The organism is Streptomyces sp. NPDC051173, from assembly GCF_040689515.1.
Lineage (GTDB): Bacteria > Actinomycetota > Actinomycetes > Streptomycetales > Streptomycetaceae > Streptomyces.
In genome coordinates this window covers 95,498-109,463 of the sequence record NZ_JBFBBD010000012.1, presented here as the reverse complement: position 1 = coordinate 109,463, position 13,966 = coordinate 95,498, and the positions used below count along the sequence as shown (strand labels likewise).

The window sequence follows — 13,966 nt, the reverse complement described above, 5'->3', positions numbered from 1 at the left end:
GTCGCGAGGTGTTCGGCGTGCACTCGCCTCACACCCCCAGTTCGTTGTCGATGAAGTCCAGTACTTGCTCCGCGGTGGCGGCCTCCAGCTGGTCCACGGCGGCGTCGGGCGCTGCCGCCGTGAACCGCGCGAGGAGCGCCTCCAGCCGTGCCGCGACCGCCGCCCGGTCGAGGTCCTGCTCGACGGCCGCGGACAGGGTGTGCTCGACGCGCGCCACCTCCCGCAGGACCTGGGCGGTGATGTCGCCCGTCGTGGCGGGCGCGCCCTCCGGGGCGAGCCGCTCGACGAGGTGGGCGGCGAGTACCCGGGCCTGCGGGTAGTCGAAGACCAGGGCGGCGGGCAGCTTCAGGCCGGTGGCGCCGGCGAGCCGGTTGCGCAGCTCGACGGCGGTCAGGGAGTCGAAGCCGAGCTCCTTGAACCGCGTGTCCACCTGCACCGCGCCCGGGTCGGCGTGGCCGAGTACGCCGGCGGCGTGGGTGCGGACCAGGTCGGTCATCAACTCCAGGCGCTCCTCGCCGGTCAGGGCGGCGAGCCTGCCGGGCCAGTCGGCCGTGTCGGCGCCGGCGGCGGCCGTGGGCCGGGAGGTGGCGGGCGTTCCGGCGGCGGCGAGGGCGCGCAGCACGACGGGCACGGCCGTCCCCGAGGCGGCGGGCACCCGGGCGTCGAGGTCCAGGGCGAGCAGGTCGGGGCGGCCGTGGGCGCGGGCGGCGGACAGCAGGGCGCAGCCCTTCGCCGCGCTGGTGGGCCGGATGCCGTAGCGGTCGATGCGGGCCCGGTCCGCCGCGGACAGCGTCCCCGTGAGGCCGCTCACCGCCTCCCACAGCCCCCACGCCACGGACAGGCCCGTCAGGCCCCGGGCCCGCCGGTGCCGGGCGAGGGCGTCGCAATAGGCGTTGGCGGCGGCGTAGTTGGCCTGGCCCGGCGTGCCGAGGGTGGAGGCGAAGGAGGAGAACATGACGAACATCCCGAGCCTCGCCTCCTCCGTCGCCTCGTGGAGGTGCCGCGCGGCGGCGGCCTTGGCCTGCCACACCCGGGCGAGGCGCTCGGGGTTCTGGGAGCCGGTCAGGGCGTTGTCGAGGGCCCCGGCCGCGTGCACGACGCCGGTGAGCGGATGCGCCGGGTCGATCCCGGCGAGCAGCTCGGCCACGGCGCCGGGCGCGCTCACGTCGGCGGCCACGAAGGTGGCCTCGGCCCCCAGTCCGGCGAGTCGCGCGGCGAGTTCGGGAGCGCCGTCGGCGTCTGGGCCGCGGCGGCTGACGAGCAGCAGGTGGCCGCTCTCGCCCGTACGCGCCAGGTGTTCGGCGACCGCGGCGCCGATGGTGCCGGTGCCGCCGGTGATCAGGACGGTGCCGTCCGGGTCGAGCGGGGCGGGCACGTCGAGCACCAGCTTGCCGGTGTGCTTCGCCTGGCTCATGAACCGGAACGCCTCCCGCGCCCGGCCGAGCGGCCAGGCGCTGACGGGCAGCGGGTCCAGCCCGCCGGACGCGAACAGCTCGCCGAGGCGGTCGAGCATCCCGCCGAGCCGCTCGGCGCCGGTGTCGGCGACCAGGTCGAAGGCGTGGTAGGCGATGCCGGGGTGCTCCAGGGAGACGGTCCCGTGGTCGCGTACGTCGGCCTTGCCCATCTCCAGGAACCGGCCGCCCTCGCCCAGCAACCGCAGGGAGGCGTCCAGGAGTTCACCGGTGAGGCTGTTGAGCACGACGTCCACGCCACGCCCGCCGGTCGCCCGCCGGATCGACTCCTCGAAGCCGGCGTCGCGCGAGGAGGCGCGGTGGGCGGCGTCGATGCCCATCTCCTCCAGCAGGCCGTGCTTGGCGGGGCTCGCCGTGGCGTACACCTCGGCGCCCAGGTGGCGGGCGATCCGTACCGCCGCCATGCCCACCCCGCCGGTCGCGGCATGGATCAGCACCGACTCCCCGGCCCCCAGGCGGGCCAGCTCCACCAGGGCGTACCAGGCCGTCAGGAACGCGGCCGGGGCGGCGGCCGCCTCGCGCATGTCCCAGCCTCGCGGTACGGGCGCCAGCGTCCGCGCGTCGGCGACGGCCCACGGCCCGAACGCGCCGTCAAGCATGCCCATCACACGGTCGCCGACCGCCACGCGCGCGACACCGGGGCCGACTTCGGTGACCACACCGGCGGCTTCCGTGCCCGGCAGGGCGCCCGGGTCCGGGTACATGCCCAACGCGATCAGCACGTCACGGAAGTTGACACCCGCCGCGTGCACGGCGATACGGACCTGCCCCGGCCCGAGCGGCCGCAGCACGTCGTCGCACGCCACCGCCGTGACGGCGTCCAGCGTTCCGGACGGCCCGCCGACGAGGCGCCAGGCCCGCTCTCCGGGCGGCGCGGCGAGCTCGGCGGTCCCGGTCGCCCGCTCCCACCGGGGGACGAACACCCGGCCACCACGCAGGGCGAGCTGCGTCTCGTCCACGCCCGCCGCGCCGCGCACCGCCATGGCGACGGCGTCGCGGGTGTCGCGGTCGAGTGGCGCGTCGACGTCGAGCAGGACGAAGCGGCCCGGGTTCTCCGACTGGGCGCTGCGGACGAGCCCCCACACGGCGGCGCCCGCCAGGTCCGGACCGCCCGGGACGTCCGCGCCGTCGGCCGGGTCGGCGGCGTCCACCGCGCCCCGGGTCACGAGCACCAGCCGGGCCGGGTCCAGGAGCGGCGCGGCCAGGAATTCCTGTACGAGTCCCAACACCTGTGCGGTGACGTGCAGTTCGTCCCCGGCGTGAGTGTCCACCGCCGCGAACACGAGGTCGGGCACGGGGGTTCCCGAGGCTGTGGCGTCGGCGAGCGCGCCCAGGTCCGGGTAGCGGTCCACGCCGAGGTCGAGATCGCCCAGGGTCGCGGAGCCGATGTCCTCGCCGTTCGTGCCCGGCAGGGGAAGGGGTGTCCATCGCAGCTCGTAGAGCCCGTCCGCGCCCGGCGCCGCGGCCGCCCGCACCTGCCGGGCGCTCGCGGCCCGCAGCCGCAGTGCCGCCACGTCCACCACCGGTCCGCCCGCCGGGTCGGTCACGGTCACGCGCACCGTCTCCTCGGCGCCCCCGCTCAGCCCGGAGAGCCGCACCCGCACGGTGGTGGCCCCGGTGGCCCACAGCGACACACCACTCCAGGTGAACGGCAGCAGCACCTGCCCGCCCCCGGACCGGTCGGCGAGCAACAACGGGTGCAGGGCGGCGTCGAGGAGCGCCGGGTGGATGCCGAACCCGCCCGCGTCACCGGCCTGTTCGGGCAGCGCCACCTCGGCGAGCAGGTCGTCACCGTGCCGCCAGAGCGCCCGCAGCCCCTGGAACGCCGGGCCGTACTCGTAACCGGCGGCGGCGACCCGCTCGTAGAAACCGCTCACGTCCACCGGCTCGGCACCCGTCGGGGGCCACTGCCCGGTCTGCCGGGAGGGGCGGTCCGCCGACTCGCGTCCCAGCTCGCCGACGGCGTGGCACACCCATGCCGTGGCGGACTGCTCCGGGCGCGAGTACACACGTACGTCGCACCGGCCCTGCGCGTCGGGCTCGCCCACGACGACCTGGACGTCGAGGCTCCCGGAGGCGGGGAGCACGAGCGGTGCCTGGAGAGTCAACTCCTCCAGGATGGGGCAGCCTGCCTCGTCGGCGGCCCGCAGGACCCACTCCACCAGGGCCGCGCCCGGCACCAGCACCGTCCCGGCCACGACGTGCCCGCTCAGCCAGCCGGCGCCGTCGGCGGAGATCCGGCCGTTGAGCACCACTCCCCCGTCGGCCAGCGCGACCGAGGTGGGCAGCAGCGCGTGCCCCGACCCGGACCGGACACCATCGACGGCACCCGCCCTGGCCACGGTGTCGGCCAGCCAGTAACGCTGGTGCTGGAAGGCGTACGTGGGCAGGGTGACGGTCCGGGCAGCGGGGTCGGCAGGGAAGAAGCGCCGCCAGTCGACCTCGGCACCGGCCGTGAACGCCTGCGCGACAGCACGGGCGAGCTGAGCACTGTCACCGTGGTCACGACGCAGGGTGGGTACCACCGTGGCGGAGACGTCCGCCTGCTCGATGGTCTCCTCCAAGCCCAGGTTCAGGACCGGATGAGGACTGGCCTCGATGAAGACCCGATAACCATCAGCGAGCAGTGCGTCGACCGTGTCCGCGAAACGGACCGGCTGCCGGAGATTGGTGACCCAGTAACCCGAGGTCAGGACATCGGCGTTGATCCGCTCAGCAGTGACCGTGGAATAGAACGCGATGTCCGTGGCCTGCGGCTCGATGCCGCTCAAACGGTCAGTCAGCAGATCCACGATCTCATCGACCTGCGGACCATGCGAAGCGTAATCCACATCGATCAGGCGCGCCCGATGGCCACGCACCTCGGCCTCCGCGACCACGGCCGCCACCTGCTCCGGCGGACCCGAAATCACCGTCGAAGACGGGCCGTTCACCGCAGCGATACCCACCCCTGCGTGCCCATCGATCAGCTCGACAGCCAACTCCCGGCCCACCCCGAGCGACGCCATCGCACCACGCCCGGCCAACTGCCGCAGAGCATCACTACGTACGGCGACAATGCGCGCCGCGTCCTCCAGCGACAACGCACCGGCCACACACGCCGCAGCCATCTCACCCTGAGAATGACCGATCACAGCAGCCGGGGTCACACCACAGTCGGCCCACACCGCGGCAAGAGAGACCATCACCGCCCACAGAACCGGCTGCACCACCTCCACCCGCGACAACTCACCACCATCACCACGCAAAACGCCGGTGAGCGACCACTCGACATACGGAGAAAGCGCCCGCTCACACTCGGCAATACGAGCCGCGAACACCTTTGATTCATCGAGGAGTCGGGAACCCATCCCCACCCACTGCGACCCCTGCCCCGGAAACACCAACACCGGACCCGGACCGGGAGAACCAGCCACCCCGGACACCACGTCCGGAGTCAGCTGGCCGGACGCCAGCGCCTCAAGGCCCGCGGCGGCCTCGGCGTGGTCGTGGCCCACCACCACGGCCCGGTGCTCGAACACCGACCGCGTCGTGGCCAGCGACCAGCCCACCTCCGTCGCCGTGGCATCGGAGTCCCCGGCGAGGAACGCGGTCAGCCGCCGGGCCTGCTCACGCAGTGCCTCCGCGGTGCGAGCGGAGACGACCCACGGCACCACCGCACCCGGTGCGAGCTGCGGCGCCTCCTGCTCCGGGAGCGGCGGCGCCTCTTCCAGGATCAGGTGCGCGTTCGTGCCCGAGATGCCGAACGCGGAGACGCCCGCGCGGCGCGGGTGGCCGGTGTCCGGCCACATGGTGGGCTCGGTGACGACCTCGACCGCTCCGGCGTCCCAGTCGACGTGCGGGCTGAGCTCCTCGACGTGGAGCGTCGCGGGCACGATGCCGTGCCGGATCGCCATGACGGTCTTGATGACACCCGCGACGCCCGCGGTGGCGTGGGTGTGGCCGATGTTGGACTTGAGCGAGCCGAGCAGGAGCGGCCGGTCGCGGTGCTGCCCGTAGGTGGCGAGGAGGGCCTGGGCCTCGATGGGATCGCCCAGTTTGGTGCCGGTGCCGTGCGCCTCCACGGCGTCCACCTCGGCGGGGGTCAGCCGGGCGTTGGCCAGGGCGGCGCGGATGACGTTCTCCTGCGCGGCGTCGTTGGGCGCGGTGAGGCCGTTGCTGGCGCCGTCCTGGTTGACGGCCGAGCCCCGGACGACGGCGAGGATGTCGTGGCCGTTGCGGCGGGCGTCGGAGAGGCGCTCCAGGAGGATCAGGCCGATACCCTCGGAGAAGCCCGTGCCGTCGGCGGCCGCGGCGAACGGCTTGCACCGGCCGTCGGGGGCCAGGCCGCGCTGGCGGCAGAACTCGGTGAACATCAGCGGGCTGGACAGCACGAGCACGCCACCCGCTGTCGCGAGGTCGCACTCGCGCTGGCGCAGGGCCTGGCAGGCCAGGTGGACGGCCACGAGGGAGGCGGAGCAGGCCGTGTCGACGGTGACCGCCGGGCCTTCCAGGCCGTAGGTGTAGGCGACCCGCCCCGAGATGACGCTGGTGAGGCTGCCGGTGGTGGCGTGGCCCTCGAATCCCTCCGGGATGCGGGGCAGTCGGGACATGTAGTCCTCGCTCGACACCCCGGCGTAGACACCGGTGCGGCTGCCCTTGAGCGTGGCGGGGTCGATGCCGGAGCGCTCGAACAGCTCCCAGGAGGTCTCCAGCATCATGCGCTGCTGCGGGTCCATGGCCAGTGCCTCGCGCGGGCTGATGCCGAAGAACTCGGCGTCGAAGGAGCACGCGTCGTCCACGAACCCGCCGTGTCGCACATAGCTGGTGCCGTAGTGGGCGGGGTCGGGGTGGTAGAGCGCGTCGAGGTCCCAGCCGCGGTCGGTGGGGAAGTCCTCGATGGCGTCCTTGCCCGCGGCGGCCAGGTCCCACAGGTCCTCGGGCGAGGCGACGCCGCCGGGGAAGCGGCAGGCCATGCCGACGATCGCGATCGGTTCCTGGTGGCGGTCCTCCGCCTGGCGCAGGCGCTGCTTCGTGTCGTGGAGTTCCGTGGTCACGCGGCGCAGATACTCGACCAGTTGCTCTTCGCTCGGCATGTGGGGTCACCCGGCCTTCGGAGTGGGGTTCGCGGGCGCGGTGTCGCGCGAGACGCCCAGCTCGTTGTCGATGAAGTCGAAGATCTGATCGGCGGACGCGGCCTTGAGCCGGTGGGCGGCGCTGCCGCCGTCCGCCGCGGCGTTCGTGGACTTCCACCGGGCCAGCAGCGCCTCGAGCCGGGTGGTGATCTCCCCCGCGTCCCCGTGGGGCAGCTGGGCGGCGATCGCGGTCAGGTCGTTCTCCACGCGGGTCAGGCCGCTCAGGACGGTGTCGGCGGTCAGAGGCCCCGACCGCGCGCCGGACGGTGCCTCGCTCTCACCCGCCCTGTCCTGTCCGGTCAGCCGTTCGCGCAGGTGGCCGGCGATGGCCGCGGGGGTCGGGTAGCGGAAGACGAGGGCGGTGGGCAGGCGCAGACCGGTGTCCGCGACGAGCCGGTTGCGCAGCTCGACGGCGGTCAGCGAGTCCAGGCCCAGTTGTTTGAACGTGGCGTCGCCGCGCAGCGCGTCCGGGTCGGTGCGGCCGAGGACCTCGGCGGCGTGGGTGCGTACGGAGTCGATGAGCACCCCGAGCTGTTCGGCGGCGGACAGGGGGGCCAGGCGGCCGGACCAGTCCGTGGGCGGACGGTGGTTGGCGGCCGCGCGCCGGGCCGGGGTGTGCCGGACGGTGCGGGGGCGCGGCGGCGCGGGGAGCGTGGCGGCCTCTTCTGCGGCCCGCAGTCGCCCGGTCGCGGCCGCCACCAGGACCAGGCTCTCGCACGTGAGCACGTCGGCCCCGGCGAGGTCGCTCACCCGGATCTGCCAGGCCCGCCCGGACTGTGCGTCCTGCTGCCCGTCGAGGGGCGACAGATGGACGCGTGCGGAGGTGGCGCCGGTGGCCCACAGGGACACCCCGGTCAGTGTGAAGGGCAGCCACACGTGGTCCGCCTCGGCCGGCTCGGCGAGCAGCGCGGGGTGCAGGGCTGCGTCGAGGAGTGCCGGATGGATCCCGAACCCCTCGGCGCCGGACGCCTCCTGAGTCGATGTCACTTCCGCGAACAGGTCCGAGCCGCGGCGCCACATCGCGCGCAGCCCCTGGAAGACGGGTCCGTAGCCGACGCCGGACGCGGCGGCGTCTTCGTAGAAGCCGTCCAGGTCGACGGGTTCGGCGCCGGCGGGCGGCCACGCGCTCTCCGCCGTGGCCGGTGGTTCGGTTGCGGCGGTGGCCAGTTGGCCGCTCGCGTGGCAGGTCCACGGCGTGCTTCCGCCGGGGGCCGCGTCCTCGTCGGGGCGGGCGTGGATGTGGAGGTCGCGCCGCCCTTCCCGCTCGTCGGCCGGGCCCACGACGATCTGCACCTGCACGCCCCCGGCCGCGGGCAGCACGAGCGGCGTCTCGAAGGTGAGGTCGTCGACGCCCGCGCATCCGGCTTCGTCGGCGGCCCGCAGCGCCCACTCGGTGAGGACCGAGGCGGGCACGACGGCCGCGCCGACGAGGGTGTGCTGGGCGAGCCACGGGTGGCTGTGCCTGCCGATCCGTCCGGTGAGCAGGCGCACGCCGCCGTCGGCGAGTTCGGTGGCCGCGCCCAGCAGCGGGTGCCCGGCGGGCGCCAGGCCGAGGACGGCGGCGTCCTGGCCGCCGGCGGGGGTCTCCAGCCAGTAGCGGTGGCGCTGGAAGGCGTACGTGGGCAGGTCGAGCGCGGGCGCGCCGGGGGCCGTGAACCACTTCGTCCAGCTGACGGCGCAGCCCGCGCCGAAGACGTCGCCGAGCGACCGGGCCAGGCGGGCCAGGCCGCCTTCGTCGCGTCGCAGCGTGGGCACGGTCACGGCGTCCGCGTCGGCCGCCTCGAAGGTCTCCTGGAGGCCGAGGGTCAGTACGGGGTGGGGGCTGGCCTCGATGAAGACGCGGTAGCCGTCGGCGAGCAGGGCCTCGACGGTGTCGGCGAAGCGGACCGGCTGCCGCAGGTTCGTGACCCAGTAGTCGGTGTCCAGGCCGGTGGTGTCGATCCGGGTGCCGGTCACGGCGGAGTAGAACGCGATGTCTGTGGTGACGGGCCGGACACCGGCCAGGACGCGGGTCAGTTCGTCGGTGATCAGGTCGACCTGGGGGCCGTGGGAGGCGTAGTCCACATCGATGACGCGGGCCCGCAGCTCGCGCGCCTCCGCTGCGGCGACGACCGCGGCGACCTCTCCGGGCGGCCCGGAAATGACGGTGGAGGACGGCCCGTTGACCGCCGCCACCCCCACCCCGGGGTACTCCTCGATGAGCTCGGCGGCCTGCTCCCGGCCGACTCCGAGGGACGCCATCGCACCGCCCCCCGACAGCTCCCGCAGCGCCCGGCTCCGCAGCGCCACGACCTTCGCACCGTCCTGAAGCGAAAGCGCCCCCGCCACACAGGCAGCCGCGATCTCCCCCTGCGAATGACCCACCACAGCGGCAGGCACCACCCCGTACTCCGCCCACACCGCGGCGAGAGAGACCATCACCGCCCACAGAACCGGCTGCACCACCTCCACCCGCGACAGCTCACCGCCATCGCCACGCAGCACACCCGTCAACGACCAGTCCACGTAGGGAGACAACGCCTGCTCGCACTCGGCGATCCGCCCCGCGAACACCGGTGACTCGTCCAGGAGTTGGGCACCCATGCCCACCCACTGCGACCCCTGCCCCGGGAACACCAGCACCGGACCGGGTCCGACGGCGCCCACCGGCGTTCCTGACGGGATTTCACCTGCGGCGAGCGCACTGAGCTTGTCCAGCAGTTCCGCGCGGTCCTGTCCCACGATCATGGCGCGGTGCTCCAGCACCGACCGTGTCGAGGCCAGCGCCCAGCCCACTTCCGCGGCTGTCGCGGACGCCGCTTCCTCCACGAAGGCGCCCAGACGACGGGCCTGTTCACGCAGGGAGTCAAGGGTCTGCCCCGAGATCACCCACGGGACCACCGCGCCCCCGTCCGCCGCCGGAGCGGCCGTTTCCTCCTGCGGCGCCTCCTCCAGGACCAGGTGCGCGTTCGTCCCGGAGATGCCGAAGGAGGAGATTCCGGCCCGGCGCGGGCGTTCGCCGCGCGACCACGCGACCGGTTCGGTCAGCAGCCGCACGGCACCCGACGACCAGTCGACGTGCCGGCTCGGCTCGTCCACGTGCAGGGTGGCGGGCAGCAGTTCGTGGCGCAGCGCCATCACCATCTTGATCACGCCGGCGACGCCGGCGGCGGCCTGCGTGTGGCCGATGTTCGACTTCACCGACCCCAGCCACAGCGGCCGGCCGTCGGAGCGGCCCCGGCCGTAGGTGGCGAGGAGCGCCTGCGCCTCGATCGGATCGCCCAGTGTGGTGCCGGTGCCGTGCGCCTCGACCGCGTCCACCTCGGTCGCCTCCAGGCGCGCGTCGGCGAGGGCGGCGCGGATGACGCGCTGCTGGGAGGGGCCGTTGGGGGCGGTGAGGCCGTTGCTCGCGCCGTCCTGGTTGACGGCCGATCCCTTGACCACCGCCAGTACACGGTGCCCCTCGCGGCGTGCGTCCGAGAGACGCTCCAGGAGGACGAGGCCGACGCCTTCGGCCCAGCCGGTGCCGTCGGCACCGTCCGCGAACGGCTTGCAGCGGCCGTCGGGGGCCAGGCCGCGCTGACGGGAGAACTCGGTGAACATGCCCGGCGTGGAAAGCACCGTGGCGCCCCCGGCCAGGGCCAGGTCGCACTCGCCGCGCCGCAGCGCCTGGGCCGCCAGGTGGAGCGTGACCAGGGACGACGAGCACGCGGTGTCCACGGTGAGGGCGGGCCCCTCCAGGCCGAACGTGAACGACACGCGGCCCGAGGCCACGCTGGGTGTGCTGCCGGTCAGCAGATAGCCGTCGGTGGACTGCGAGGGTTCGTGCAGCCGCGGGCCGTAGTCCTGCCCCGTCATGCCGACGAAGACACCGGTGGGGCTGCCCTTGAGCGCGTGCGGGTCCAGGCCCGCGCGCTCGAACGCCTCCCAGGCGCATTCGAGGAGCAGCCGCTGCTGCGGGTCGACGGCCAGTGCCTCGCGCGGGCTGATGCCGAAGAACTCGGCGTCGAAGTCGGCCGCGTCGTAGAGGAATCCGCCCTGCCGGGTGTGGCTGGTGCCGGACCGTTCGCTGTCGGTGTGGAAGAGCCGCTCCAGGTCCCAGCCGCGGTCGCCGGGGAACTCCCCGATGGCGTCGCCGCCTTCGGCGACGAGCCGCCACAGGCCCTCGGGCGAATCGCCGCCACCGGGGTAGCGGCAGCTCATGGCGACGATGACGACCGGGTCGTCGGCCTCGCCCGGGCGGGTGGGTGTGGGGGTGGTGTGTTCGGGTGTGCCGGTGAGGAGTGCGCGCAGATGACCGGCGACGGCCAGGGGTGTCGGGTGGTCGAAGGTGAGCGTGGCGGGCAGCGGGAGGCCGGTCGCCGTGCCGAGCCGTTCGCTCAGCTCGGCGGCGGCCATGGAGTCGAAGCCCAGCTGCTTGAAGGTCCGTGCCGTGCCGACCGCGCCGGAGGCGGCGCCGAGGACGACGGCCACCTGCTGGGTGACCAGGCCGAGGAGGTCGGCCTCGGAGAGCGCGGCGGGCCCTGTCCGTTCGGCGGCCGGCGGCTCCTCGTGCCGTACGGGGGTCTCCTGCGGCCCGGGTGGGGTGGCCGCAGGGTCCGTGTCCGGCCAGTGGCGCTCGCGCTGGAAGGCGTAGGTCGGCAGGCTCACGCGATCGCCACGGCGCGTGGTGGCCTGCCCGGCGGTGCAGTCGACGTCGGCGCCGCGCACGTACGCCTGGGCCAGGGCCGTCATCAGCGTGGCGGTCTCGGCACGGCCCCTGCGGCACACGGCGATCGCCGTGGGGCGCGGGCGGTCCGGGGTGCCGGAGGCGGGGAAGCACTCGCGGGCCATCGCGGACAGCGGGGCGTCCGGGCCCAGTTCGACGAAGGTGGCCACGCCCTGCTCGCACAGGTGGCGTACGCCGGACAGGAACCGCACGGGCCTGCGCGCGTGCTCCGCCCAGTAGTCCGGGCGGGCCAGGTCCGCCGCGGTGACCGGCAGGCCGGTGACGTTGGAGATGACGGGGATGGCAGGTTCGCGGAAGGTCAGCCCTGCCGCGACGGTGCGCAGCTCGTCGAGGACCGGGTCCATGTGGGGCGAGTGGAAGGCGTGGCTGACCTTCAGGTGGCTGGTCCTGCGGCCGCGTCGCCGCCAGTCGGCGGTCAGTTCCTCGACGGTGTCGCGGTCGCCGGAGACGACGACGGAGCGGGGGCCGTTGACCGCGGCGAGGGTGACCCGCCGTTCGTGCCCGGCGAGCACGGCCGCGGCCTCGTCCGCGCTCGCCTGCCAGGCGGCCATGGCGCCGTCCGCCCGTACGGCCTGCATCAGGCGGCCGCGCGTGGTGACCAGGGCGCTCGCGTCGGGCAGCGAGAGGGCGCCGGCCACGTGGGCCGCGGTGATCTCGCCGACCGAGTGGCCCAGCACGTAGTCGGCTTCGAGACCGAAGGAGGACACGAGGCGGTACAGGCTCGTCTCGATCGCGAAGAGCGCGGGCTGGGTGTACGCCGTCCGGTCGAGGAGCGCGCCCGGCTCCGGGCCGTCGCCGAGGACGATCTCGCGCAGCGGGCGGTCCAGGTGGGCGTCGAGCGCCGCGAACGCCTCGTCGAGGGCGTCGGCGAAGACGGGGAAGGCGGCGTACAACTCACGGCCCATGCCGGGTCGTTGAGCTCCCTGGCCACTGAAGAGCAGGGCGAGCTTGCCGTCGGCGACGCTCTCGCCCGCCACCACGGAGGCGGTGTCCTTGCCCTCGGCGAGCGCGTCGAGGGCGGCCATCAGGTCGCCGGTGTCGCTGCCGAGCAGGACGGCGCGGTGGGCCAGGGCCGCGCGGCTGTTGGCCAGCGCGTGTGCCACCCGCGTGGCGTCCGGGGCGGGGTGGGCGGCGAGGTGGTCGCGCAGCCGCCCGGCCTGGGCGCGGAGCGCCGGGGCGCTGTGGGCGCTGACGGGCCACGCCACCGGTACCGACCCGGCGGGAGGCTCCGCCGCGACGGGTACGGCCTCCGGGCAGGGTGCCGCGGCCAGGACGACGTGCCCGTTGGTGCCGCCCATGCCGAAGGACGACACCCCGGCGACCAGGGGCTGTTCGGGGCGCGGCCAGTCGCTCAGCCGCCGCTGGACGGTGAGGCCGAGGCCGGCGAGCGGTATGGCCGGGTTGGGGGTGTCGAAGTTCAGGCTCGGCGGGAGCTTGCGGTGGTGGATGCTCAGGGCCGTCTTGATGAACCCGGTGATCCCGGCAGCGGCTTCGAGGTGGCCGACGTTCGTCTTGACGGAGCCGACGGCGAGGGGCGTCGTGCGCGCGCCGTCCCGGCCCAGTGCGGCGCCGAGGGCCGCGGCCTCGATCGGGTCGCCCACGGGGGTGCCGGTGCCGTGCAGTTCGACGTACTGCACCTGGTCCGGGGTCACCCGGGCGCTCCGGCAGGCCAGGCGCACCACGTCCTGCTGTGCCTGGCCGCTGGGCAGGGTCAGGCCGTCGGTGGCGCCGTCGCTGTTGACGGCGCTGCCCTGGATCACGCAGTACACGGTGTCGCCGTCGCGCCGCGCGGCCGCCAGCGGCTTGAGCACCACCAGGCCGCCGCCCTCGCCGCGTACGAATCCGTCGGCCCGGGCGTCGAAGGTGTGGCAGCGGCCGGTTGCCGAGAGGCCGCCGAAGCGGGCGGCGGCCAGCTCGGTGGACTCCGGGGAGCAGATGAGGTTGACCCCGCCGGCGAGGGCGAGCTCGGACTCGCCGTTCCGGAGGCTCTCGCAGGCCAGGTGCAGGGCGACCAGCGAGGAGGACTGCGCGGTGTCCACGGTGAGGCTGGGGCCGGTCAAGTGGTAGGTGTACGAGATGCGGTTGGCCAGGATGCTGCGGTGCACACCGGTCATGGTGTGCCGGGTGACGGCCCGGTGCGCCTGGCGGCGCAGGACGTGGGTGTAGTCGTCCCAGAACGCGCCGACGAAGACGCCGGTGCGGCTGCTGGCCAGGGTGGGCGGCCGGATCCCGGCGTCCTCCAGCGCTTCCCAGCTCAGTTCGAGGAGGAGCCGCTGCTGCGGGTCCATCGCCACGGCCTCGCGCGGGCTGACGCGGAAGAAGTCCGCGTCGAAGCCGTCGACGCGGTCCAGGAAGCCGCCCGGCCCCGCGAGGCCCGAGTCCGCCTGCCGGTGCGGCGGCGGGGTGGGGCGCACGGCGCTGCGGCCCTCGCTCAGGAGCTGCCAGAACGCGGCCGGGCCGGATGCTCCGGGCAGGCGGCAGGCCATGCCGACGACGGCGACGGGCTCGGGGCCCGTGGGGGAACCCATGGGGGAAGGTGCCATCACGTCAGGCGCGATCGCTGGGGGGACAACTGGCTGCCACACAACATCAACGGCGCTCCCGGTCCGAAATCGGAGATCGCTTCGAGTACCGCGCTCATCGTGAGCGGGGTCTCTAAAGGGTCGCCAAAC

2 protein-coding genes are annotated in these 13,966 nt (G+C 74.3%); both read right to left on the bottom strand.

Features of this window, described 5'->3' with window-relative positions; all coding sequences use genetic code 11:
- Nucleotides 1-28: 28 nt before the first annotated feature.
- The gene (locus tag AB0435_RS10400) at nucleotides 29-6,547 is read right to left on the bottom strand and encodes an SDR family NAD(P)-dependent oxidoreductase (protein WP_366426665.1); all 6,519 of its coding nucleotides are present in this window, start codon (nucleotides 6,545-6,547) and stop codon (nucleotides 29-31) included.
- A 6-nt stretch (nucleotides 6,548-6,553) separates the two neighbouring features.
- Entirely contained in the window at nucleotides 6,554-13,822 is a 7,269-nt protein-coding gene (locus tag AB0435_RS10395) for a beta-ketoacyl synthase N-terminal-like domain-containing protein (RefSeq protein ID WP_366426664.1), read from the bottom strand.
- Nucleotides 13,823-13,966: the final 144 nt, after the last annotated feature.

Bases quoted from the DNA above. Each gene is read 5' to 3' on its own strand.
- AB0435_RS10400 (WP_366426665.1), bottom strand. From the start codon at position 6,547: ATGCCGAGCGAAGAGCAACTGGTCGAGTATCTGCGCCGCGTGACCACG.
- AB0435_RS10395 (WP_366426664.1), bottom strand. From the start codon at position 13,822: ATGGGTTCCCCCACGGGCCCCGAGCCCGTCGCCGTCGTCGGCATGGCC.